Annotated in this window: 21 protein-coding genes; 5 read left to right on the forward strand and 16 right to left on the reverse strand. The window is 66.5% G+C overall.

Annotated features, from left to right (window positions below; all coding sequences use genetic code 11):
* Nucleotides 1-15: 15 nt before the first annotated feature.
* The 7 genes from pstA to SB786_RS32175 all read right to left on the reverse strand — a co-directional run bounded on the left by pstA (nt 16) and on the right by SB786_RS32175 (nt 8,561).
* Complete coding sequence (pstA, locus tag SB786_RS32145; RefSeq protein ID WP_410730982.1) at nt 16-909, reverse strand: phosphate ABC transporter permease PstA; 894 nt, start codon at nt 907-909, stop codon at nt 16-18.
* Nucleotides 906-1,892 (reverse strand): phosphate ABC transporter permease PstC, encoded by a 987-nt coding sequence (pstC, locus tag SB786_RS32150; protein ID WP_410730983.1) that lies wholly within the window; start codon nt 1,890-1,892, stop codon nt 906-908. Before pstC ends, pstA begins: the two co-directional genes overlap by 4 nt.
* 94 nt (nt 1,893-1,986) lie before the next feature.
* Nucleotides 1,987-3,021: a phosphate ABC transporter substrate-binding protein PstS gene (pstS, locus tag SB786_RS32155; protein WP_410730984.1), complete on the reverse strand. Its 1,035-nt coding sequence runs from the start codon at nt 3,019-3,021 to the stop codon at nt 1,987-1,989.
* Nucleotides 3,022-3,474: 453 nt separating this feature from the next.
* Entirely contained in the window at nt 3,475-4,830 is a 1,356-nt protein-coding gene (glmM, locus tag SB786_RS32160; protein WP_410730985.1) for a phosphoglucosamine mutase, read from the reverse strand.
* Nucleotides 4,831-4,866: 36 nt separating this feature from the next.
* Nucleotides 4,867-5,808 carry a dihydropteroate synthase gene (folP, locus tag SB786_RS32165; protein WP_410730986.1) on the reverse strand — a complete coding sequence of 314 codons (942 nt, stop codon included), beginning with the start codon at nt 5,806-5,808 and terminating at the stop codon, nt 4,867-4,869.
* A 28-nt stretch (nt 5,809-5,836) separates the two neighbouring features.
* A complete protein-coding gene (gene ftsH, locus SB786_RS32170; protein ID WP_410730987.1) occupies nt 5,837-7,732 on the reverse strand; it encodes an ATP-dependent zinc metalloprotease FtsH in 1,896 nt (631 codons plus the stop codon).
* A 166-nt stretch (nt 7,733-7,898) separates the two neighbouring features.
* Complete coding sequence (locus SB786_RS32175; RefSeq protein ID WP_410730988.1) at nt 7,899-8,561, reverse strand: RlmE family RNA methyltransferase; 663 nt, start codon at nt 8,559-8,561, stop codon at nt 7,899-7,901.
* Between the two features lie 193 nt (nt 8,562-8,754).
* Here SB786_RS32175 and SB786_RS32180 point away from each other — a divergent pair, with 193 nt between their 5' ends.
* The gene (locus tag SB786_RS32180) at nt 8,755-9,282 is read left to right on the forward strand and encodes a YhbY family RNA-binding protein (protein WP_006758680.1); all 528 of its coding nucleotides are present in this window, start codon (nt 8,755-8,757) and stop codon (nt 9,280-9,282) included.
* Nucleotides 9,283-9,322: 40 nt separating this feature from the next.
* On the opposite strand, the gene SB786_RS32185 is transcribed toward SB786_RS32180, so the two are convergent.
* The 8 genes from SB786_RS32185 to gloB all read right to left on the reverse strand — a co-directional run bounded on the left by SB786_RS32185 (nt 9,323) and on the right by gloB (nt 19,893).
* On the reverse strand, nt 9,323-9,781 hold the full coding sequence (locus tag SB786_RS32185; RefSeq protein ID WP_410730998.1) for a DUF4149 domain-containing protein: 459 nt from the start codon (nt 9,779-9,781) through the stop codon (nt 9,323-9,325).
* A gap of 14 nt (nt 9,782-9,795) precedes the next feature.
* The gene (greA, locus tag SB786_RS32190; RefSeq protein WP_006758682.1) at nt 9,796-10,272 is read right to left on the reverse strand and encodes a transcription elongation factor GreA; all 477 of its coding nucleotides are present in this window, start codon (nt 10,270-10,272) and stop codon (nt 9,796-9,798) included.
* Nucleotides 10,273-10,390: 118 nt separating this feature from the next.
* Nucleotides 10,391-13,645: a carbamoyl-phosphate synthase large subunit gene (gene carB / locus SB786_RS32195; RefSeq protein WP_006750300.1), complete on the reverse strand. Its 3,255-nt coding sequence runs from the start codon at nt 13,643-13,645 to the stop codon at nt 10,391-10,393.
* Nucleotides 13,646-13,705: 60 nt separating this feature from the next.
* Nucleotides 13,706-14,377, reverse strand: a complete 672-nt coding sequence (gene leuE, locus SB786_RS32200) for a leucine efflux protein LeuE (protein ID WP_006758683.1) — start codon at nt 14,375-14,377, stop codon at nt 13,706-13,708.
* Between the two features lie 37 nt (nt 14,378-14,414).
* Nucleotides 14,415-15,560, reverse strand: coding sequence for a glutamine-hydrolyzing carbamoyl-phosphate synthase small subunit (carA, locus tag SB786_RS32205; protein ID WP_410730989.1), 1,146 nt, complete (start codon nt 15,558-15,560; stop codon nt 14,415-14,417).
* Nucleotides 15,561-15,924: 364 nt separating this feature from the next.
* Nucleotides 15,925-17,157 (reverse strand): MFS transporter, encoded by a 1,233-nt coding sequence (locus SB786_RS32210; protein WP_410730990.1) that lies wholly within the window; start codon nt 17,155-17,157, stop codon nt 15,925-15,927.
* 158 nt (nt 17,158-17,315) lie between these two features.
* Complete coding sequence (locus SB786_RS32215; RefSeq protein WP_410730991.1) at nt 17,316-18,905, reverse strand: transglycosylase SLT domain-containing protein; 1,590 nt, start codon at nt 18,903-18,905, stop codon at nt 17,316-17,318.
* Between the two features lie 151 nt (nt 18,906-19,056).
* Nucleotides 19,057-19,893, reverse strand: coding sequence for a hydroxyacylglutathione hydrolase (gloB, locus tag SB786_RS32220; protein ID WP_410730993.1), 837 nt, complete (start codon nt 19,891-19,893; stop codon nt 19,057-19,059).
* An 18-nt stretch (nt 19,894-19,911) separates the two neighbouring features.
* On the opposite strand from gloB, the gene SB786_RS32225 reads away from it, so the two are divergent.
* The 3 genes from SB786_RS32225 to dnaQ are packed head-to-tail and all read left to right on the forward strand — an operon-like array spanning nt 19,912 to nt 21,937.
* Nucleotides 19,912-20,724, forward strand: a complete 813-nt coding sequence (locus SB786_RS32225) for a class I SAM-dependent methyltransferase (protein ID WP_006750294.1) — start codon at nt 19,912-19,914, stop codon at nt 20,722-20,724.
* A complete protein-coding gene (gene rnhA, locus SB786_RS32230) occupies nt 20,721-21,164 on the forward strand; it encodes a ribonuclease HI (RefSeq protein ID WP_410730994.1) in 444 nt (147 codons plus the stop codon). The genes SB786_RS32225 and rnhA overlap by 4 nt, the downstream gene beginning before the upstream one ends.
* Nucleotides 21,165-21,202: 38 nt before the next feature.
* Nucleotides 21,203-21,937, forward strand: a complete 735-nt coding sequence (gene dnaQ / locus SB786_RS32235) for a DNA polymerase III subunit epsilon (RefSeq protein WP_410730995.1) — start codon at nt 21,203-21,205, stop codon at nt 21,935-21,937.
* Nucleotides 21,938-21,998: 61 nt separating this feature from the next.
* Here dnaQ and SB786_RS32240 read toward each other — a convergent pair whose 3' ends face one another.
* On the reverse strand, nt 21,999-22,331 hold the full coding sequence (locus tag SB786_RS32240; protein ID WP_410730996.1) for a YnfA family protein: 333 nt from the start codon (nt 22,329-22,331) through the stop codon (nt 21,999-22,001).
* A gap of 539 nt (nt 22,332-22,870) precedes the next feature.
* Between SB786_RS32240 and proP the strand changes: the two genes are divergently transcribed.
* Entirely contained in the window at nt 22,871-24,352 is a 1,482-nt protein-coding gene (gene proP, locus SB786_RS32245) for a glycine betaine/L-proline transporter ProP (RefSeq protein ID WP_410730997.1), read from the forward strand.
* Nucleotides 24,353-24,438: the final 86 nt, after the last annotated feature.

A 24,438-nucleotide genomic window follows, 5' to 3' on the forward strand; every position in this document is an offset into this window, starting at 1 on the left:
CGGATCGCTCCGCCGTTACTTATTCGAGAAGATCGAGCGCGCCAGGACGTTGAGTCCGAGCACCCCGAGCGTAATCAGGAACACGCCCGCCCATGCAAGCGACTGCCATTCGGCGAACGGGCTCATCGCGAACTTGTAGATCGTGACGGGCAGGTTCGCCATCGGCTGGCTCATGTTCCACGAGAAGAACTGGTTCGACAGCGCCGTGAACAGCAGCGGCGCCGTTTCGCCGGCGATCCGCGCGATCGCGAGCAGCACGCCCGTCACGATTCCGCCGACCGACGCGCGCAGCGTGATCTTCAGCACCATGCGCCACTTCGGCGTGCCGAGCGCGACGGCCGCTTCACGCAGTGCGTTCGGCACGAGCTTCAGCATGTTCTCGGTCGTGCGGATCACGATCGGAATCTGCAGCAGCGCAAGCGCAATCACGCCGGCCCAGCCCGAGAAGCGCCCCGACTTCGCGACGACGATCGCGTACACGAACAGGCCGATGACGATCGACGGCGCCGACAGCAGGATGTCGTTGATGAAGCGGATCGTGCTCGCCAGCAGGTTCTTCTGGCCGTATTCGGCGAGATAGACGCCCGCGAGGATGCCGATCGGCGTGCCGACCAGCGTGCCGAAACCGCACAGCAGCAGGCTGCCGACGATCGCGTTCGCCAGACCGCCGCCTTCCGTGTTCGGCGCCGGCGTCGATTCGGTGAACAATTGCAGCGACAGGCCGCCGACGCCGAGGTGCACGGTCGTGTAGAGGATCCACACGAGCCACAGCAGGCCGAATGCCATCGCGCCGAGCGACGCGGTGAGCGCGATCGCGTTGGTGAACTTGCGCCTGCGTTGCAGGCGGTTGCGCATCGCGTCGAGCGCGGCGCCGTTCGGCCCGGGGAAATTCATGATGGGCTCGCTCATTTCTTGCCCTCTCCCTTCTCGAGACGAAGCAGCAGCAGTTTGGAGATGGACAGCACGATGAACGTGATCACGAACAGGATCAGGCCCAGTTCCATCAGCGCGGACGTATGCAGGCCCGGTTGCGCTTCCGCGAATTCGTTCGCGAGCGCCGACGTGATGCTGTTGCCCGGCGCGAACAGCGACACGCTGTCGAGCAGGTTCGTGTTGCCGATCACGAAGGTCACGGCCATCGTTTCGCCGAGCGCGCGGCCGAGGCCGAGCATCACGCCGCCGATCACGCCGGTCTTCGTATAGGGCAGCACCACCTTCCACATCACTTCCCACGTCGTGCAGCCGATGCCGTACGCCGACTCCTTCAGCAGCACGGGCGTGACTTCGAACACGTCGCGCATCACCGACGCGATGTACGGGATGATCATGATCGCGAGGATCACGCCGGCCGCGAGGATGCCGATGCCGATCGGCGCGCCGGACGTCAGCGGACCGAGCACCCATACGTCCTTGAGGACGCGGCCGAGCGGCTTCTGGAAGTATTCGGCGAAGATCGGCGCGAACACGAGCAGGCCCCACATGCCGTATACGATCGACGGAATCGCGGCGAGCAGCTCGATCGCGATGCCGAGCGGGCGGCGCAGCCACACGGGCGACAGCTCGGTGAGGAACAGCGCGATGCCGAAGCTGACCGGCACCGCGATCACGAGAGCGATGATCGACGTCACGAGCGTGCCGTAGATCGGCACGAGTGCGCCGTAGACATCCGAGTTCGGATCCCACTCGGATTGAAACAGGAAGCCGAGGCCGAACTTCTGGATGGTCGGCATCGACGCAATGATCAGGGAAACGATGATCCCGCCCAGCAGCAGCAGGGTCACGATCGCGGCAAGCCGTGCGAGGCCGCCGAACAGAACGTCGCCGAGACGGCTCGGCGCGCGTTGCGACGCGGCGTCGGGGGACCGGGAGGACGTGTAGGAAATTTCAGACATGGGTGCCTGTTCTGGATCGCCGGGCGCCGTGACGCCCGGCCTTACCGCACACACTGCCCGACCGGCACGGCCGGGCAGTGAACCGCTGCAATGCTTACTCCGCGGCGACCGGCTTGCCCGATGCGTCCGTGACCTTCGTCTTCCACTGCTTGCGGATTTCCATTTCGACTGCCGGCGGCAGCGAGATGTAGTCCAGGCTGTCGGCCGCCTTCTCGCCGTTCTTGAACGCCCAGCTGAAGAACTTCAGCGTTTCGGCGCCCTGCTCCGGCTTGTCCTGCTTCGCGTGCAGCAGCACGAACGTCGCGCCGACGACCGGCCATGCTTCCTTGCCCGGCTGGTTCGTCAGGATCTGGTAGAACGACTTCGACCAGTTCGCGCCAGCCGCAGCGGCCTTGAACGTTTCCGTCTTCGGCTCGACCACCGTGCCCGTCGAATTCTTCAGCGCGGTGTAGACCATGTTGTTCTTCTTCGCGTACGCCCACTCGACGTAGCCGACTGCGCCCGGCAGGCGCTGCACGAAGGCCGCGACGCCGTCGTTGCCCTTGCCGCCCGTGCCCGTCGGCCAGTTGACCGTCGTGCCTTCGCCGACCTTCGACTTCCACTCGTCGTTCACCTTGGACAGGTAGTTCGTCCAGATGAAGCTCGTGCCCGAGCCGTCAGCGCGGCGAACGACCGCGATGTCGGTGTCCGGCAGCTTGACCTTCGGGTTCAGTGCAGCGATCGCCGGATCGTTCCACTTCTTGATCTTGCCGAGGTAGATGTCGCCGAGCACCGGGCCCGACAGCGTCAGTTCACCGGCCTTCACGCCCGGCACGTTGATGACCGGCACCACGCCGCCGACCACCGTCGGAAACTGGAACAGGCCTTCCTTCGCGAGCTCTTCATCCTTCAGCGGAGCGTCCGAACCGGCAAAATCGACCGTCTTCGCGTTGATCTGCTTCAGGCCGCCCGAGGAACCGATTCCCTGGTAGTTCACCTTCGCGCCGCCGGACTGCTGGTAGTCGGCAGCCCATTTCGTATAGATCGGCATGGCGAACGTGCTGCCTGCGCCCGTGATGTCGGCAGCGTGCGCGGCAACGGCGAAAAGCGCGCCAGCCAGGCCGGCAATCGCGGTTTGCATCAATTTCATGAGACCTCCAGTGTGTGAGCGGATGACTACGGCACCGCGAAGGTTAGGGGCTCCTCATGACGTTAATGTGACAATCGATGAAACTGGCGTGACAGTAACATGACTGGTTGAAAGGGTGTAGACGGCCCGGTGGGAGGGGCCGCCGGCGCAACGCGCGGCGGGGATGACGGCAAGAATTGCCGGTCGGGCAGGGACGGCATGGGCGCCCTTTGGCCGGGGCGTGCGGCCGATCATATCGCGGCGAAAACAGGCGGCCATGCTTCCCTGCATGCCGCTTCTGCTCAGGGTCCGATGATTTCTTCTGTCAGATGAAATCCCGCGCCGAGCCCCTTCTATTTAATAGCGCAAACCTTTGCGTCTGATGAATTGCGGCGCCCGAAGGCGCCGCAGGTCGACTCATCTCCGCGACAGCGCGCACTCGGCCGGAGCGTCGTGCGCCGTCGGCGGTTCCGCTCAGCTCGTCGCGATCCGCACCGCGTCGGCGATCGCTTCCGCGTGGCGGGCCGCGTCGGCCGCCTGCTGCGCCTCGACCATCACGCGCAGCACGGGCTCGGTGCCCGACGCGCGGATCAGCACGCGGCCGCTGCCGGCGAGCGCGCCTTCGGCTGCGTCGATCGCCGCGCGAATCGATGCGCTGCCCTTCCAGTCGGCGCCCGGCTTCATCCGCACGTTGATCAGCTTCTGCGGGAACAACGTGACGCCGTCCAGCATCTGTGCGAGCGTGCGGTCGCTGCGTTTGAGCGCGGCGAGCACGAGCAGCGCCGACACGATGCCGTCGCCGGTCGAATGGCGGTCGAGCGACAGGATGTGGCCCGAGCCTTCCGCGCCGAGCTGCCAGCCGCGTTCGCGCAACTGCTCGAGCACGTAGCGGTCGCCGACCGCCGCGCGCACGAACGGCACGCCCTCGCGCTGCAACGCGACCTCGACCGCGAGGTTCGTCATCAGCGTGCCGACCGCGCCGTCGACCTTGCCGGCCGTCGCGATCCGGTCCTTCACGAGCACATAGAGCAGCTCGTCACCGTTGTACAGCCGGCCCGTCGAATCGACGACCTGCAGGCGGTCCGCGTCGCCGTCGAGCGCGATGCCGAGATCCGCATGGTTCGCACGCACCGCGCGCACGAGTGCATCGGGCGCCGTCGCGCCGACGCCGTCGTTGATGTTGAAGCCGTTCGGCGCGACGCCGATCGGGATCACGTCCGCGCCGAGTTCGTGGAACACGTGCGGCGCGATCTGGTACGCGGCGCCGTGCGCGCAATCGATCACGAGCTTCAGCCCGCGCAGGTCGTACGTGGCCGGGAACGTGCTCTTGCAGAACTCGATGTAGCGGCCGGCCGCGTCTTCGAGGCGGCGCGCCTTGCCCAGCCGGTCCGACGATGCGCATTCGAGCGGCTTGTCGAGCCACGCTTCGATCGCGGCTTCGGTATCGTCGGGCAGCTTGTTGCCGTCCGCGGAGAAGAACTTGATGCCGTTGTCCTGATACGGGTTGTGCGATGCGCTGATCACGACGCCGGCCGACAGGCGCAGCGCCCGCGTCAGGTACGCGACGCCCGGCGTCGGCATCGGGCCGGCCAGCATCACGTCGACGCCGGCCGCCGAGAAGCCGGCCTCGAGTGCGGCCTCGAGCATGTAGCCCGACACGCGCGTGTCCTTGCCGATCAGCACCGTCGGACGCGCCCCCGCCGCGACGTCGGCCGTGCCGGCCAGTACCTTGCCGGCCGCATAGCCGAGACGCAACACGAAATCAGGCGTGATGGGCGCCTCGCCTACCGTGCCGCGAATGCCGTCCGTGCCGAAATATCGACGTCCCATGGCGAATCTTCCTCCTTCGTCTTTCTGAATTCTGACTTATCGTTGCCGCGCGGCTTCGCGCACGGCACTCCATACCTTCAGCGCGTCGACCGTCGCCGCGACGTCGTGCACGCGCACGATCGCGCCGCCGCGCCCGACTGCGCACAGCGCGGCCGCCACGCTCGCCGCGACGCGTTCCATCGGCGGCTTGCCGCCGATCACCGCGCCGAGCATCGACTTGCGCGACATGCCCGCGAGAATCGGATACGCGCGCCCGTCGGGCCGCGCGGGCGCCGTGTCCGCCAATGCGGCCAGCAGCGCGTAGTTGTCGTCGACCACAGCCTTGCCGAACCCGAAGCCCGGATCGACGCAGATCCGTTCCGGCGCGATGCCCGCGTCGCGCAGCGCCTGCGCGCGCCCGGCGAGAAAGTCACGCACGTCGGTCACGACGTCGCCGTAGTCGGGCTCGCCGACCTGCATCGTCTGCGGCTCGCCGAGCATGTGCATCGCGCACAGCCCGCTGTTGCCCTCGCGCACCGCGTCGATCGCACCCGGCTGGCGAAACCCCCAGATGTCGTTGATCAGGTCGGCGCCGGCGGCGAGCGCCGCGCGCATCACGGCCGGCTTGTAGGTGTCGATCGACAGCGGCACATTCAGCGGCCGCAGCGCTTCGACGAGCGGGATCACTCTATCCAGCTCCTCGTCGAGCGGCACAGGCGGCGCGCCGGGACGCGTCGACTCACCGCCGATATCGATCAGGTCGACGCCTTCGGCGATCATCCGCTCGGCCTGGCGCAGCGCATCGTCGCGCGCGAGGAAGCGGCCGCCGTCGGAAAACGAATCGGGGGTCGCGTTGAGGATACCCATCACGAGCGGGCGTTCGAACGTCAGCGAGAAACGGCCGCACTGGAGCGGCGCGGGGATGAACGCGGAAGCAGCGGAATCGGACACGGGCGGGAGGCGTTGATGAATGCAAAACGGGCCGGTGTGAAGCCACACCAGCCCGTGAACGGTGCTACAGCGGCACTCAGGCCGGCGAAGCAGGCGCCGGCGCGTTGGCCGGTTTCACTTCGGCGGCCGTGCCACCACCCGACGAGTCGCCGCCGACCGCCGGCGAGCTCTTCGGCGAGCGCGGCGGACGCCCTTCCATGATGTCGTTGATCTGATCGGCGTCGATCGTTTCCCACTCCATCAGCGCGGCCGTCATCGCCTCGACCTTGTCGCGGTTCTCTTCGAGCAGGCGGCGCGCAAGGTTGTACTGTTCGTCGAGCACGCGACGGATTTCGCCGTCGACCTTCTGCTGCGTCGCTTCCGAGATCGTGCGCGTGAAGCCGCGGCCGAACGGACCGTTGTCGCTCTCGTCGTCGACGTAGACCATCGGTCCGAGTGCGTCGGTCATGCCGAAACGGGCCACCATCGCGCGTGCCGTCTGCGTCGCCTTGTTGAAGTCGTCCGACGCGCCGGTGCTGATCAGGTTCAGGAACAGCTCCTCGGCCACGCGGCCGCCGAACAGAATCGCCAGGCGATCGAGCAGGTAGTCCTTCGAGTACGTCTCGTTGTCATGCTCCGGCAGCTGCCACGTGACGCCCAGCGCGCGACCGCGCGGGATGATCGTGACCTTGTGCACCGGGTCGGCCTTCGGCAGCAGCTTCGCGATCACCGCGTGACCCGACTCGTGGTAAGCCGTCGCGCGCTTCGCTTCTTCGCGAATCACCGCCGACTTGCGCTCCGGACCCATGAAGATCTTGTCCTTCGCGTCCTCGAAATCCTGCATTTCGACGATGCGCTTGCCGCGACGTGCGGCGAACAGCGCCGCTTCGTTCACGAGGTTCGCGAGATCGGCGCCCGAGAAACCCGGCGTGCCGCGCGCGATGACCGCTGCATCGACGTCGTTCGCGATCGGCACCTTGCGCAGGTGCACGCGCATGATCTGCTCGCGGCCGCGGATGTCCGGCAGGCCGACATAGACCTGGCGGTCGAAACGGCCCGGACGCAGCAGCGCCTTGTCGAGCACGTCGGAACGGTTGGTCGCGGCGATCACGATCACGCCGGAGTTCGCCTCGAAGCCGTCCATCTCGACCAGCATCTGGTTCAGCGTCTGCTCGCGCTCGTCGTTGCCGCCGCCCATGCCGGCGCCGCGATGACGACCGACCGCGTCGATTTCGTCGATGAACACGATGCACGGTGCGTGCTTCTTCGCCTGCTCGAACATGTCGCGCACACGGGCCGCGCCGACACCGACGAACATTTCGACGAAGTCGGAACCCGAGATGCTGAAGAACGGCACCTTCGCTTCACCGGCGATCGCGCGGGCGAGCAGCGTCTTGCCGGTACCCGGCGGGCCGACGAGCAGCACGCCGCGCGGAATGCGCCCGCCCAGCTTCTGGAATTTCTGCGGGTCGCGCAGGAAGTCGACGAGCTCGGACACTTCTTCCTTCGCTTCGTCGCAGCCCGCGACGTCGGAGAAGTTGACCGCGTTGTTGTTCTCGTCGATCAGCCGCGCGCGCGATTTACCGAACGAGAATGCGCCTCCTTTGCCGCCCCCCTGCATCTGCCTCATCATGTAGAACCAGAACACGATGATCAGGATCGTCGGCCCGAGGTAATACAGCGCGGACATCAGCGCGTTCGGCTCGTCGTCGGCCTTGCCGCTGACCTGCACGCCATACTTCATCAGGTCGCCGACCATCCAGATGTCGCCGGGCGACACGATCTGGTATTTCTGGCCATCAGCCGGAGTGACGGTGAGGTTGCGCCCCTGCACGATGACGTTCTTGACCTTGCCGCTCTTGGCGTCGTCCATGAACTGCGAATAGGACACACCTTCCTGGACGCGGGGCTTGTCGAACTGCTTGAACACCGTAAACAGCACCAGTGCGATCACCAGCCACACTGCTGCCTTCGAAAACATATTGTTGTTCAAAGCACCACTCCTTCACTCGTAGACGAGCGCCTACATTTTCCTTGCGGCGCTCCTCGGTCATTCTAATCCAGTCCGACCACCCCTGCCATAAGCATTGACAACCGCCGCGATAGCGCTTCGCTTGTCTGGCAAGGGCCGGAGCCCGTTTGCGGCACCGCGCTCCGCGTCACCGCGGTTGCTTGAGCTGCCGGCCCAAAATGAACGTTTCGGACGATTTGTCGCGCGAAGCCTTCGGCTTGCGGGGCGCGACTACCTTAAACTGCTGCTTGAACTTCTCGACGATCTGGCTGTAGCCGCTGCCGTGAAAGCATTTCACGAGCAACGCACCATCCGGCTTCAGATGGTTCTGCGCGAATTCAAGCGCCAGATCGCACAGATGCTCGATGCGCGCCGCGTCCGCCGAGGCCACGCCGGAGAGGTTGGGGGCCATGTCGGAAATAACAAGGTCTACCGCGCGGCCTTCGAGCAGGTCCTCGAGCTGCCGGAGGACATCGTCCTCGCGGAAGTCGCCCTGGATGAAGTGGACGTCGGCGATCGGCTCCATCGGCAGGAGGTCGAGCGCAATGATCGTGCCGTCGATGCCGCCTTCGCGTTGCGTGTCGCGCTTCTTGCCTTGCGCGAGCTTGTTGCGGGCATACTGGCTCCAGCTGCCCGGCGTCGCACCGAGATCGACGATCACCTGGCCCGGACGGATCAGCTTGTCCTGCTCGTCGATTTCCTTCAGCTTGTACGCGGCGCGCGCGCGATAGCCCTCCCGCTGCGCCATTTTGACGTACGGATCGTTGATGTGGTCGTGCAGCCAGTGCTGGTTGAAGCGGTTTTTTGCCATTCGAGAGAGAGATTGCTGCTATTTGCTTCGTGAAGCCGTGCTTTTGGCGGATAATACGCGTCTTCTTCGCGCGGCTGCGGCCCCTTTTGAGGCCCAAGCCGCGATTTTACGTGGTTTCGGCGCGCGGCTGATGCGGTAACTTCCCGCGATTCGCTTCTGACGCAGCGCCCCTTATCTAGATTTCGACATTTCCATGCCCGCCCTTTCGCTTTCCCCCGCCGAGCGCTCCGCGCTGCGCTCCCAGGCCCATGCGCTCAAGCCCGTCGTGCTGATCGGCGCCGAAGGGCTCACCGACGCAGTGCTGAAGGAAATCAAGGTGCACCTCGCCGCGCACCAGCTGATCAAGATCCGTGTGTTCGGTGACGAACGCGACGAGCGCGTCGCCATTTACGACGAGATCTGCGACCGCCTGAACGCCGCGCCGATCCAGCACATCGGCAAGCTGCTGGTGATCTGGAAGCCCGAGGCCGCCGTGACGGCGCCGGCCCGCGGCCGTCGTGCCGGCACGCTGCCGAGCGCCGCCGAAGCCAGCGACGACAAGAAGGGCCGTGCACCGCGCACCGTCAAGGTCGTCAAGGTGTCGCCGAACGCGAGCCCCGTGCGTCGCCCGAAGCCGACCAAGGTCGTCGTGCGCGGCAACGAGCGCGTGACGGCGGGCGGCACGGTGAAGCGGGCGAAAAAGCGTCAGGCGAGCACGAAGCGGCCGCATCAGGACAAGTAATCCTGCCGGGCGGCGCGGGGCATCCCGTGCCGCGCTGCCCTTAGACGTCGCGCGCCGGCAGACGCCAGATCAGCATCAGCCCCAGCACGCTCTCGACGAGATAGAACAGGCTCGAGACGCCGTGCAGCATCCCGAAGCGGCTCGCATACGGCGAGTTCGCGATATCGGTGCCCGCTTCCATCGCGGCCACGCGCAGCGCATTCATGAACGGCTGCAGCGCAAAATACCCGACCAGCACGCACGCGACCATCGCCGCGACGATCCAGCGCACGCGACGATAATCGCCGCTGCCGCGCCGCACCTGCTGATTCGACAGCGCGAGCAGCAGCACGCCGCACACGACACCGAGGATCGCCTCGATGCGAAACAGCTGGGCGGCGACCGTACCGGCCGTCATCCGCTCCAGCGTCTTGAACAGCACGGGCGCGACCGCATACCCGATCGTCAGCAGGCTGCCGACCCACACGGCCGACAGCAGACGGAACACGCGATGCGGCATCACGTCGCCCGGCTTCAGATGTAGCTGACGGAAATGATTTCGTACTCGCGCACGCCGCTCGGCGCCTGCACGGCCGCGACGTCGCCTTCGGACTTGCCGATCAGCGCGCGTGCGATCGGCGAGCTGACCGAGATCAGGCCGTGATCGATATCGGCTTCGTCGTCGCCGACGATCTGGTACTTGACGGTGTCGCCCGACTCGAGATCCTCGAGTTCGACCGTCGACGCGAAGACCACGCGGCCCTCGGCATCGAGCACGGTGGGGTCGATGACCTGCGCGGCGGACAGCTTCGATTCGAGTTCCGCGATACGGCCCTCGATGAAGCCCTGCTTTTCCTTCGCTGCGTCGTATTCGGCGTTTTCGGACAGATCACCCTGTGCGCGGGCCTCCGCGATCGCGTTGATCACGGCCGGCCGCTCGACGGACTTGAGGCGCTGCAATTCATCGCGCAGTTGCTCTGCGCCACGCTTTGTCAACGGAATGGTGCTCATAAACGGCTCAATCGATAATAACGGCTATAAAAAAAATCACCGCGATTAAGCGCATTTCCGGTGAACCGGAAACACCGCTTAACCGCGGCACGTGTTGCTTCGACAGGAAACTGACTGCTTAGTTTAGGCGAGCGTGAAGACCTTGTAAATCATAGACTTCCAGATCCTTCAGGTAGCGCAAGCCTTCGACGGCCGCGCGCGCGCCCGACATCGTCGTGTAGTACGTGACCTTGTGCGCCTGCGCGCTCATGCGGATCGAACGCGAATCGGCGATCGCCTGGCGCGTCTCGTCGACCGTCGTGAACACGAGCGCGATCTCGCCGTTCTTGATCATGTCGACGATGTGCGGACGGCCGTCCTTCACCTTGTTGACGACCTTCACCGGCACGCCGGCTGCTTCGATCGCGGCAGCCGTGCCCTTGGTCGCGACGATCGGGTAGCCGAGGTCGTGCAGCATGCGCGCGACTTCGACCGCCTTCGGCTTGTCGGCGTCCATCACGGTCAGCAGCACCGTGCCCGACTCCGGCAGGCGCGAACCGGCCGCGAGCTGCGACTTGAACAGCGCTTCGCCGAACGTCTGGCCGACACCCATCACTTCGCCGGTCGAACGCATTTCGGGCCCGAGGACCGGATCGACGGTCGGGAACTTGACGAACGGGAACACCGCTTCCTTCACGCTGAAGTACGGCGGCTCGACTTCCTTCGTCACGCCCTGCTGCGCGAGCTTCTGGCCGACCATCGCGCGCGCCGCGATCTTCGCGAGCGGCAGGCTGGTCGCCTTCGACACGTACGGGACCGTGCGCGATGCGCGCGGGTTCACTTCGAGCACGTAGATGATGTCCTGCTTCGAGCCGTCCGCCTGCGGCACTTGCTGGATCGCGAACTGCACGTTCATCAGGCCGACCACGTTCAGCGCCTTCGCCATCGCGCCCGTCTGGCGCTTCAGCTCGGCCACGGTTTCCTTCGACAGCGAGTACGGCGGCAGCGAGCATGCCGAGTCGCCCGAGTGAACGCCTGCCTGCTCGATGTGCTCCATCACGCCGCCGATGAACACCGCTTCGCCGTCGCAGATGCAGTCGACGTCGCATTCGATCGCGTCGTTCAGGAAGCGGTCGAGCAGCACCGGCGAATCGTTCGACACCTTCACGGCCTCGCGCATGTAGCGCTCGAGATCGCGCGGCTCGTGGACGATTTCCATCGCGCGGCCGCCCAGCACGTACGACGGGCGTACGACGAGCGGGTAGCCGATTTCGGCCGCCAGCGCGAGCGCTTCTTCTTCGGCGCGCGCGGTGCGGTTCGGCGGCTGGCGCAGGCCGAGGTCCTGCAGCAGCTTCTGGAAGCGTTCGCGGTCTTCGGCCGCGTCGATCATGTCCGGCGACGTGCCGACGATCGGCACGCCGTGCGCCTCGAGGTCGAGCGCGAGCTTCAGCGGCGTCTGGCCGCCGTACTGGACGATCACGCCGACCGGCTTTTCCTTGTCGACGATCTCGAGCACGTCTTCGAGCGTCAGCGGCTCGAAGTACAGGCGGTCGGACGTGTCATAGTCGGTCGACACCGTTTCCGGGTTGCAGTTGACCATGATCGTTTCGTAGCCGTCCTCGCGCATCGCGAGGGCCGCGTGCACGCAGCAGTAGTCGAACTCGATGCCCTGGCCGATCCGGTTCGGGCCGCCGCCCAGCACCATGATCTTCTTGTTGGTGGTCGGCTGCGCCTCGCACTCTTCCTCGTAGGTCGAGTACATGTACGCGGTTTTCGTCGCGAACTCGGCCGCGCAGGTGTCGACGCGCTTGTAGACCGGGCGCACGTTCAGTTCCACGCGGCGCTTGCGGACGTCTTCCGGCGTCGCGCCGAGCAGCTTCGCGAGGCGGCGGTCGGAGAAGCCACTCTGCTTCAGGAACCGCAGCTCGTCGAACGTCAGCGATGCGAGCGTGCGGCCCGACAGCGCCTTTTCCTTCAGGATGATCTGCTCGATCTGTGCGAGGAACCACGGGTCGATCGCGGTTTCCGCGAAGATCTCTTCGGCCGTCATGCCGATACGGAATGCATCGCCGACGTACCAGATGCGATCCGGGCCCGGCTCGTGAATCTCGATCGCGATCTCGTCGCGGTCGGTCGACTTCTCGTCGAGACCGTCGACGCCGACTTCCAGGCCGCGCAGCGCCTTCTGGAACGATTCCTGGAACGTGCGGCCGATCGCCATCACTTCGCCGACCGACTTCATCTGCGTGGTCAGGCGCGAATCGGCTTCACGGAACTTCTCGAACGCGAAACGCGGAATCTTCGTGACGACGTAGTCGATCGTCGGCTCGAACGACGCCGGCGTCTGGCCGCCGGTGATTTCGTTCTTCAGCTCGTCGAGCGTGTAGCCGACCGCCAGCTTCGCCGCGACCTTCGCGATCGGGAAGCCGGTCGCCTTCGACGCGAGCGCCGACGAACGCGACACGCGCGGGTTCATCTCGATGACGACCATGCGGCCGTCCTTCGGGTTGATCGAGAACTGCACGTTCGAGCCGCCCGTGTCGACGCCGATCTCGCGCAGCACCGCGAGCGATGCGTTGCGCAGGATCTGGTATTCCTTGTCGGTGAGTGTCTGCGCCGGCGCGACCGTGATCGAGTCGCCGGTGTGCACGCCCATCGGGTCGAGGTTTTCGATCGAGCACACGATGATGCAGTTGTCGGCGCGGTCGCGCACGACTTCCATCTCGTATTCCTTCCAGCCGAGCAGCGATTCCTCGATCAGCAGTTCGCGCGTGGGCGACAGGTCGAGGCCGCGCTTGCAGATCTCTTCGAACTCTTCGCGGTTGTACGCGATGCCGCCGCCCGAGCCGCCGAGCGTGAACGACGGACGGATCACGATCGGATAGCCGCTGCCGCCGGTGTACGCCATGATCTCGGCGTGCACCTGGGTCGCTTCTTCCATCGAGTGCGCGATGCCCGACTTCGCCGAGCCGAGACCGATCTTGGTCATCGCGTCCTTGAACTTCTGGCGGTCTTCCGCCTTGTCGATCGCTTCCGGCGACGCGCCGATCAGCTCGACGCCGAATTTCTCGAGCACGCCGTGGTGATGCAGGTCGAGCGCGCAGTTCAGCGCGGTCTGGCCGCCCATCGTCGGCAGGATCGCGTCCGGGCGCTCCTTCTCGATGATGCGCGCGACGACTTCCCACGTGATCGGCTCGATGTACGTGACGTCGGCCGTATTCGGGTCGGTCATGATCGTCGCCGGGTTGCTGTTCACGAGGACGACCTTGTAGCCCTCTTCACGCAGCGCCTTGCAAGCCTGCGCGCCCGAATAGTCGAACTCGCAAGCCTGGCCGATGATGATCGGGCCGGCGCCGATGATGAGGATGCTTTTGATGTCTGTGCGTTTTGGCATGGCTTGTGAATTCAGTAAGTAATCTTTGTCGTGGCGTTGTCGCGGGTCGGCCGGCTGCGCTCAACTCATGGTGGCGAGCGCAAGCTTCACCGAGAAACCGATGAACAGGCCGCCCACGCTGCTCGCCGCACCCGCCGCGAGCTTGCGGCGGCGGCGGAAATGCTCGGCGAGCCGCGCGCCCGCGAAGATCAGCGTGCTCAGGTACAGGAAGCTCGCGCATTGCGCGATCGCCCCGAGCACGACGAACGACAGCGCGGGATGCGGGAATGCCGGGTCGACGAACTGGATGAAGAACGAGATGAAGAACAGGATCGCCTTCGGATTCAGGAGGCTCACGATCAGCGCCTTGCGGAACGGCTTGTCGAACGACCGCTCGCCGTCGGCCGCAAGCGGCGCGTCGGCCGGGGCATCGGCGCGTGCGCGCAGCTTGCGCCACGCGCCGCGCAGCATCCCGGCGCCGATGTACAGCAGATACGCGGCGCCGCCGTACTTGACGACGGAGAACAGCAGCGGGTTCGCCTTCAGCAGCGACGCGACGCCCGCGGCGGACAGCACCATCAGCACCGCATCGCCGACGAACACGCCGCAGGCCGCGCGATAGCCGGCCTTCACGCCGCGCTGCGCCGCGAGCGACAGCACGTACATCGAGTTCGGCCCCGGCAGCAGGATGATGAAGATCACGCCGAACACGTAGGTCCAGATATCCGTGATGCCGAGTGCGTGGCCGAACATGATGCGAATCTCCCGTTCTTCGGTTGCTTCAGTGGCGTCAGGCGTTGCGCTGCTGCGCCGCGTCCATCAGGGCGGTGAAACGGTCGAACAGATAGCCGATGTCGTGCGGGCCGGGCGACGCTTCCGGGTGGCCCTGGAAGCAGAACGCCGGCTTGTCGGTCAGCTCGAAGCCCTGCAGCGTGCCGTCGAACAGCGACACGTGCGTCACGCGCGCGTTGGCCGGCAGCGAATCCGCGTCGACCGCGAAGCCGTGGTTCTGCGACGTGATGACCACGCGGCCGTCGCCGAGATCCTTCACCGGATGGTTCGCGCCGTGGTGGCCCGTCTTCATCTTCAGCGTCTTGGCGCCGACCGCGAGGCCCATGATCTGGTGGCCGAGGCAGATGCCGAAGGTCGGCACGCCGCGCTCGATGAATTCCTTCGTGGCCGCGATCGCGTAGTCGCACGGCTCCGGGTCGCCGGGGCCGTTCGACAGGAAGATGCCGTCCGGATTCAGCGCGAGCGCGTCGGCCGCGCTGGCCTGCGCCGGCAGCACCGTCACCTGGCAGCCGCGCTCGGCGAGCATGCGCAGGATGTTGTACTTGACGCCGAAGTCGTACGCGACGACGCGGTACTTCGGCGATTCCTGCATCCCGTAGCCGCCTTCGAGGCGCCATTCGGTCTGCTTCCACTCGAACGGCTTCGTGGTCGACACGACCTTCGCGAGATCCATGCCGGCGAGGCCCGGGAACGAGCGCGCGAGCTCGATCGCTTTTGCCTCGTCGTCCGAACCAGCCAGGATGCAGCCGTTCTGCGCGCCCTTGTCGCGCAGGATACGGGTCAGCTTGCGGGTATCGATGCCGGCGATCGCGACGACGCCTTCGTCGCGCAGATAGTCGCCGAGCGTGCGGTCCATGCGGAAGTTCGATGCGAGCGTGGGCAGATCACGGATGATCAGGCCGGCGGCATGGACTTTCGTGGCTTCGACGTCTTCGGCGTTGACGCCGACGTTGCCGATATGCGGGTAGGTGAGCGTGACGATCTGACGCGCGTAGCTCGGATCGGTCAGGATTTCCTGATAGCCGGTAATCGCGGTGTTGAACACGACTTCACCGATCGTATGGCCTTCGGCCCCGATCGAATAACCACGAAAGACCGTGCCGTCGGCGAGTGCAAGCAAGGCGGGAGAAAAAGACGGCAACACGGGAGGCTCCTTGGGGAACACCCTGCTGCCGACCTGTTTACCCTGCCGCGCGAGCGCCGCGCTGCGTAGGCGCGCGGAGTCGCTAGCTGGACGCGACCTGCGTTGTCGAGACGCGAACCCGGCGCGTGGCGCACGAGGCTTCGCGGCATCGCCCGACAGGCGGCGTGCGGCGGATGAACGGGATGAGTGAGGTAGGCGCTAGGGTGCGAGGTTGATCAGCACAAACTTTCAAATTATAGCCCGAAAATGGCCCTATCTTCAATGGATATGGCCGTCCGATCATGCATGCGGCGCGCCCGACGGCCGCGGGGACCGCGCATCGCGCGCGCTGCTGCGGCCCCGTTTGCGCAGGCCGCCCTACCCGTCAGCGTACCGCCGGATCACCCTGCTTGCCAGCGCCGCGCTCGGGCCACGCGTACCAGACCGCGCTCGCGAGTTGCAACGCGAGCAGCGCGCCCCACGCGGCGACGTGCGCGGCGGCCGGGTAACGGCCGTCGATCGCCGGCCAATGCGACAGCACCGCGCCACTGCCGATCTGGAACGCAAAGATCAGCACGAAGATCACGAGCGTGAGCGTCGTGTTCGCACGGCCGATCAGATGAGCCGGGAAATGGCGGGCCAGCACCGCGTAGGTCAGGATCCCGACGCCGCCGAACATCCCGTACGCGGCCCACAGTACGGCCGGCGGCAGCGGCACGCGCGCGACGATCGCGGCTTGCGTCGCGACGAACAGCGCCATGCCGACGCCGCAAAACGCCTGGACGGACACCCCGCGCCGCTCGAGCACGCGCGCCGCCGCGCCGAAGCCGACGCAGCCGGCCATCATCGCGAACCCGAGCACCGACACGAGCCGCGCGGCGTGCTGCGCATCGAACCCCGCGACATCGCGCAGGTACGGCCCGACCCACAGCGACTGCATCGCATAGAACACGCCCTGCGTGACGACCGAGAACGACGAGAGCTTCCAGAACGCACGGCTGCTCAGGATGTGCCAGGTGCCCTTGAACTGGCTGACGAGCCCGCCCTGATGGCGTGGCCGTTCGGCTTCCGGCGCGCCGAAGCCGATCGCGGCGGCGACGACGATCGTCAGCACCGCGAGGCCGCCACAGACCGCGCGCCAGCTCACGAGCCCGAGCAGCCAGGTCAGCGGCGAGCCGACCGCGACCCCGCCGAGGCCGCCGACCGCCATCACGAGACCGTTGAGGAGCGGCAACCGGCCCACCGGAAAATGCTGCGCGAGCGCCTTGAACGCCGCACCGAGGCACACCGATACGCCGACGCCGATCAGGAGCCGGCCGACCATCATCGTGCCGAGGTCCTGCGCGACGCCGAACACCGCGGCGCCCGCCGCCGCGAACAGCAGCATCCCGGCTGTCACGCGGCGCGGGCCGAAATGGTCGAGCAGCACGCCGGCGGGAATCTGCGCGCCGGCGAAGCCGAGGAAATAGAGGCTGGTGAGCAAGCCGAGATCGGCGGCCGACAGCCCGAGCTCGTGCGTGACGAACGGCGCGAAGCCGAGATTGACGCCGCGGAACACATACGACACGAAATACCCGATCGCAAACAGCGCGAGCACCCTCGCCTGCACCGATGACATCGCCTCTCCTTGTTATTCCCGGCCCAGCGCAACGGCGGCCCGGCTGCCGCACAAATGAAAAACGCCGTCACCTCGGTGACGGCGTTGCCTCGCGTTTCGTCGGATGATAACGCAATCGCGCGGCCCGGACGGGCCGCCGCGTGGCGATCGCGACCGCGTTACTTCTTCTTGCCCTTGCTGGCAGCAGCCTTGGCCGGCGCCGCCTTCGCGGGGGCCGCCCTCGCGGGAGCCGCCTTCGCCGCGCGGGCCGCCGGCTTCGCGGCGACGTGCTTCGCGCCACGCGACTTGCCGCCGACGGACAGGCTCGCGCGCTCGATATGCGCGCCGGCCGCCGACGTCGCAATCCGCTCGGGACCGGGCTCGGCGGGCACCGCACGGCCGACCGGCACGTGCAGCACGAGCGCCTGGCCCGGCATCACCATCTCGCGGTGCGTCCGGTTCCATGCCTTCAGCTGGCCGACCGACACGCCGTAGCGGCCGGCGAGCGCGGCCATCGACTGCTTGCGGCGCACGCGGATCAGCATCTTGCGCGTGTCGGGCACGTCGGGCTCCATCGCGAGCGCGCCATTTTCCGCGACGTCCGCGCTGATGTCCTCGTCGTCATCGTCGCCGCGCGGCACGACGATCGTCGAACCGGGCTTCAGGCGCATGCCGGCCGGAATCTTGTTGATCGACATCAGCGTATCGGCGTCGACACCGATCTTCTCGGCGATCGCGGCCGGGCGCGCGCGCTCGCTGACCGTGTAGGTGGTCCACGACGACAGTTGGCCGTTGTGCGCCTTCAGGTTCTTCTCGAACGCCGCCGCGTTGTCGAACGGCAGCAGGATCTGCGGCTCGGTCGCGCCGAGGATCACCGGCTTCGAGAACGACGGGTTCAGCGAGCGGAATTCGTCGAGCGACAGGTTCGCGAGCTTCGCGGCCACCGCCACGTCGATGTCGCGCGACGTCGTGACCGTCACGAAATACGGGTGGTTCGGGATGTCCGGAAGCGCGAGGCCATACTGCTGCGGATTCGCGATGATGTTCTTCACCGCCTGCAGCTTCGGCACGTAGTTGCGCGTCTCGTTCGGCATCCGCAGGCTCTGGTAGTCGGTCGGCAGGCCGGCCGCCTGGTTGCGCGCGATCGCGCGCTGCACGTTGCCCTCGCCCCAGTTGTAGGCGGCCAGCGCCAGATACCAGTCGCCGAACATGTCATGCAGGCGCGACAGGTAGTCGAGCGCGGCGCTCGTCGACGCGAGCACGTCGCGACGCTCGTCCTGCCACATGTTGCGCTTCAGGTTGTACGTGCGGCCCGTGCCCGGCATGAACTGCCACATGCCGGCCGCCTTCGCGACCGACAGCGCCTGCGGGTTGAACGCGGATTCGATGAACGGCAGCAGCGCGAGCTCGGTCGGCATGTGGCGCGCCTCGAGTTCCTCGACGATGTGATACAGGTACTTCTGCGAGCGCTCGGTCATGCGCTGCACGTAATCGGGACGCTGCGTGTACCACGTTGTCTGCATGTCGACGAGGTCGCTCTGCAGGTCGGGCATCTGGAAGCCGCGACGGATGCGGCCCCAGAGATCGGAGTCCGCACTGGTCAGGTCGCCGACGGATTGCTTGTCGACGTCGACAGTTTCTTTGGCGGTGGCTGATTTACGGAGGTAGTTGGACGTCGCCTGCGAATCGGCGGCGTTGTTGGCGACAGGAGCCTGGCTCGCACAAGCGGCGAGTAGCAGGACCACCATCGCACTCAATATAAGTCGCATGAAAATCTCGGCTTCCGACGGCTGGAAATTGCAGGCGATACTACGGAAGTGCGTGCTTCACGTCAATAAAAACACCGAAAACTCAGCGAAATCCTACATTTGGAGCAATTTTTACAGGCGCCACCTGAGGTTTGGAGTCCTCCGGAATGCGTCATCGGAAACGATTTTTCCACTCGCGCATCAGCGTGAATGCCGCGAGACGATCCGGCACCCTTTCGTGCAACTCGGCCTCGAGCGTGGCATGGATGGCCGTGCTGTCCGCGCGCATGAACGGGTTGACGGCACGTTCGTGCGCGATCGTGGTGGGCAGCGTCGGCGCCCCGCGCGCGCGCAGCGCCTGCGCGTCGTCGCGCCACGCGGCGAGCGCCGCATTGCCCGGTTCGCAGGCGAGCGCGAAGCGGATGTTCGACAGCGTGTATTCGTGTGCGCAATGCACGCGCGTGTCGCCGGGCAGCGCCGCGAGCGCGTCGAGCGACGCGAGCATCTGCGCCGGCGTGCCTTCGAACAGGCGGCCGCAGCCGCACGAGAACAGCGTGTCGCCGCAGAACACGTGCGGCGTGGCCGCGCCTTGGCCGGCCTTGCCTGCGCCGGCCGCGCCTACGCCGGCCGCCTGAAAATACGCGATGTGGCCGCGCGTATGACCGGGCACGTCGAGCACGTCGAACGCGAGCGCCGGTGCGTCGAGCGTCACGCGATCGCCGCCCGCGAGCGGCCGCGTAACCACGCCGATCGCCTCGGCTGCCGGGCCGTAAACGACGAGCGGCGCATCGTCCGGTTGGCCATCGCGCAGTGCGGCGACACCGCCGACATGGTCGGCGTGGTGGTGCGTGAGTAAAATAGCGGTCAACCGCCAGCCGCGTTCCGCAAGAACACGGCGTACCGGCGCGGCTTCACCCGGATCGACGGCGATCGCATCGCGGCCGTCCGACACGAGCCAGATGTAGTTGTCTTCGAATGCCGGCACCGGCACGTATTCCAGCTCGTTCATGGGCGCGCAACCAACGTTATGTCCGATCCACAAATTATAGACTGGCCCGCCTGGACCGACTCGCCGCCCGGCCGCTACGTGCTGGGCTGGGAGCAGGCGCAGCTCGACCGGATCGTGTCCGACGTGTTCGGGTTTCACGCGCTCCAGCTCGGCCTGCCGCAGCTCGATGCGCTGCGCGAGAACCGCATGCCGTATCGCGGCCTCGTGCTCGATCCGGCAAGCGGCGCGAGCGCGCCCTACCAGTATCCGTGGGCGCGCGAGGCACGTGGGCCCGAACACGCGCCTGCCGATCGCAGCACGACGTGGTGCGACCTGCTCGACCTGCCGTTCGAGTCGCAGAGCGTCGACCTGATCGTGATGCCGCACACGCTCGAATTCACGTCGGACCCTCACCGCCTGCTGCGCGAGGCCGAACGCGTGCTGATGCCGGAAGGCCAGCTCGTGATCACCGGCTTCAATTCGCTGAGCCTGTGGGGCATGCGGCAATCGTTCGGGCGCATGGCAAACCGCCCGTTCGTGCCGGCCGCGCGCGACCAGATCGCGTTCATCCGGCTCAAGGACTGGATCAAGCTGCTCGGCTTCGATCTCGAGCGCGGCCGCTTCGGCTGCTACCGGCCGCCGCTCGTCACCGACAAATGGCTTGCCCGCTACGGCTTCATGGAAGCCGCCGGCGACCGCTGGTGGCCAATCTTCGGCGCCGTCTACATGGTCACGGCCGTCAAGCGCGTGCGCGGCATGCGCCTCGTCGGCCAGATCAAGATGAAAAAGCCCGTGCTCGCGCCGGGCCTGACGCCGGCGGCCACCCCGACCACCCATCAAGAACACTCATGACCACCGACACCATCGACATTTATACCGACGGCGCCTGCAAGGGCAACCCCGGCCCTGGCGGCTGGGGCGCACTGCTGCGCTACGGCGACCGCGAAAAAGAGCTGTTCGGCGGCGAGCCCAACACCACCAACAACCGCATGGAACTGATGGGCGTGATCGGCGCGCTCGAGGCGCTCAAGCGGCCGTGCCGCGTGATCGTCCATACCGACTCGCAGTACGTGCAGAAAGGCATCAGCGCGTGGATCCACGGCTGGAAGAAAAAAGGCTGGGTCACCGCGGCGAAGACCCCGGTGAAGAACGCCGACCTGTGGAAGCGGCTCGACGCGCTCGTCGCACAACACGAGATCGAGTGGCGCTGGGTGAAGGGCCACGCCGGCCATCCCGAAAACGAACGTGCGGACGCGCTCGCGAATCGCGGCGTCGAATCGCTCGTGGCCTGAATCCAGGCCACCCTATTGTCTTTCCCGATTTATCCGACATGCGCCAGATCATTCTCGATACCGAAACCACCGGCCTGAACCCCCGCACAGGCGACCGCCTGATCGAAATCGGCTGCGTCGAGCTGCTGAACCGGCGGCTCACCGGCAACAACCTGCACATCTACGTGAACCCCGAGCGCGACAGCGATCCGGGCGCACTGGCCGTGCACGGCCTCACCACCGAGTTCCTGAGCGACAAGCCGAAGTTCGCGGAAGTCGTCGACCAGATTCGCGACTTCGTGAAAGACGCCGAGCTGATCATCCACAACGCGCCGTTCGATCTCGGGTTCCTCGACGCCGAATTCGCGCGGCTCGACCTGCCGCCGTTCACCGAGCATTGCGGCGGCGTGATCGACACGCTCGTGCAGGCCAAGCAGATGTTCCCCGGCAAGCGCAATTCGCTCGACGCGCTGTGCGACCGGTTCGGCATCAGCAACGCGCACCGTACGCTGCACGGCGCACTGCTCGACTCGGAGTTGCTCGCCGAGGTCTATCTGGCGATGACGCGCGGCCAGGACAGCCTCGTGATCGACATGCTCGACGACGCAGGCGCCGACGGTGGCGCGGCGAACGGCCAGCGCGTGTCGCTCGCGTCGCTCACCCTGCCGGTTCTCGCGGCGAGCGACGACGAGCTCGCCGCCCACCAGACCCAGCTCGACGAGCTCGACAAGTCGGTCAAAGGCACCTGCGTGTGGCGCACGTCCGCCGACGTGGCCGCCGCCGAAGCCGCCTGACGCGGCGTCCCGCGACTCACGCGAGTTACGCAAGTCTCGAACGTCCCGCCTGCAGCCGCGCTTACGCGCGCGGCTGCAGCGCGATGACGGCCATCCCGCCGAGCGCGAGCATCGCGCCCGCCGCATCCCAGCGGGTCAGCACGACGCCGTCGACCACCCGCAGCCAGATCAGCGCCACCGCGATATACACGCCGCCGTACGCCGCGTACGTGCGCCCCGCGGCGCTCGGGTGCAGCGTCAGCAGCCACGCGAACAGCGCGAGCGACAGCGCGGCCGGCACCAGCAGCCATACGGGCCGCCCGCCCTTCAGCACGAGCCACGGCAGGTAGCAGCCCACGATTTCGGCCAGCGCAGTGACGGCGAACAGCGCCGCGATCTTCATCAATTCGGTCATCCGGTTCCTCGTGAATTCGCCCGTCGCCCGGCGGGCCGCGCGACCCCGCCGCGCGCCGCCGATCATACCGGAGCCGAGCGGGCGGGAACCCCCGCCCCACGGGGGATTCAGGGCAATTTGCACGATCGTCTGCCATCGTGCTATCATGTCGCCTGTTTCAACATTCAATCTCTGTCTATTCGATTTCGAGAGAAGTCCGCCCGCGCGTTGCGGGCCGGCGCTTCGACCGGAATTGCATCCACAGGAAAGCCCGCCCGACAGGCCCGCTTTTCTCGTTTCGTTGCCCCTCCGGGGCAGTTGCCGGAACGCCGGACCCCGTCCGCACCGGCATCCGCCGCTCGCATCACGCGGCCCATTCTTCATGAGCGCACCGTCGCGACGGCCCCTCGGGCCCGCGTCGAAGCAATCCCTTACGGCCTCTTACCGCCCACTGTGCAGTAAGCGCTTAAAGGCTTGCCCCGACGCGCAGCACACGACATCGCGCTCGCCGGCAAACCGTGTCGGACGGCCCAGCCGTTCCGGCGCAGTCAAAGGAGTGCATGACCTTGACCGCAACACACGTCAGCCCGACCGCTGCCTCTTCCTCCCCGTCGTCCGAGGCCCCGCTCGCCGCGGACGACATTACCGTCGTCGACCAGAGCCTGCTCAAACGCGCCGTCAGCGCAATGGCCATCGGCAATGCGATGGAATGGTTCGACTTCGGCGTCTACAGCTATATCGCCGTCACGCTCGGCAAGGTGTTCTTCCCGTCCAGCAGCCCGTCCGCGCAGTTGCTCGCGACCTTCGGCACGTTCGCGGCCGCGTTCCTCGTGCGCCCGCTCGGCGGCATGGTGTTCGGCCCGCTCGGCGACCGCATCGGCCGCCAGCGCGTGCTCGCCGCCACGATGATCATGATGGCCGTCGGCACCTTCGCGATCGGCCTGATCCCCAGCTACGCGTCGATCGGCATCATGGCGCCCGTGCTGCTGCTCGTCGCCCGCCTCGTGCAGGGCTTCTCGACCGGCGGCGAATACGGCGGCGCCGCCACCTTCATCGCCGAGTTCTCGACCGACAAGCGCCGCGGCTTCATGGGCAGCTTCCTCGAGTTCGGCACGCTGATCGGCTATGTGATGGGGGCCGGCGTGGTCGCGCTGCTCACCGCGTCGCTGTCGCAGGAAGCGCTGCTGTCGTGGGGCTGGCGTGTGCCGTTCCTGATCGCGGGCCCGCTCGGCCTGATCGGCCTGTACATCCGCATGAAGCTCGAGGAAACGCCGGCGTTCAAGCGCCAGGCCGAAGAGCGCGAAGCGCAGGACAAGGCCGTGCCGAAGACACGCTTTCGCGACACGCTGCTGCGCAACTGGCGCGCGCTGCTGCTCTGCGTCGGCCTCGTGCTGATCTTCAACGTGACCGACTACATGGTGCTGTCGTACCTGCCGAGCTTCATGTCGTCGACGCTGCACTTCGACGAATCGCACAGCCTCGTGCTGGTGCTGATCGTGATGGTGCTGATGATGCCGCTGACGCTCGCCGCCGGCCGCCTGTCGGACAAGATCGGCCGCAAGCCCGTGATGCTGGCCGGCTGCGTCGGCCTGCTCGTGCTGTCGATCCCGTCGATGATGCTGATCCATGCGGGCACCACCGCGTCGGTGTTCAGCGGCCTGCTGATCCTCGGCGTGCTGCTGTCGTGCTTCACCGGCGTGATGCCGTCGGCCCTGCCGGCGCTGTTCCCGACCGAGATCCGCTACGGCGCGCTCGCGATCGGCTTCAACGTGTCGGTGTCGCTGTTCGGCGGCACGACGCCGCTCGTCACCGCGTGGCTCGTCGACGTGACCCACAACCTGATGATGCCCGCGTACTACATGATGGGCGCCGCCGTGATCGGCATCGTGTCGGTCGTCGCGCTCGCCGAAACCGCGCGCCAGCCGCTCAAGGGCTCGCCGCCGGCCGTCGCGTCGCGTCGTGAAGCCCACCAGCTGGTGCGCGAGCTGCGCGAGGAAGAGGACACGGAGATCTACGGCGTCGTGTCGGCCGCCCGCGCCTGAGCGCCATGGATCGGGATAGGGGCGGTCAGTAACCTGACCGGTCCCCTCCCACACCACCCGGCATGCGGGTCCGCACCGGGCGGTTC

Origin of the sequence: Burkholderia sp. SIMBA_062 (assembly GCF_046534765.1) — a bacterium.
Taxonomy (GTDB): domain Bacteria; phylum Pseudomonadota; class Gammaproteobacteria; order Burkholderiales; family Burkholderiaceae; genus Burkholderia; species Burkholderia ambifaria.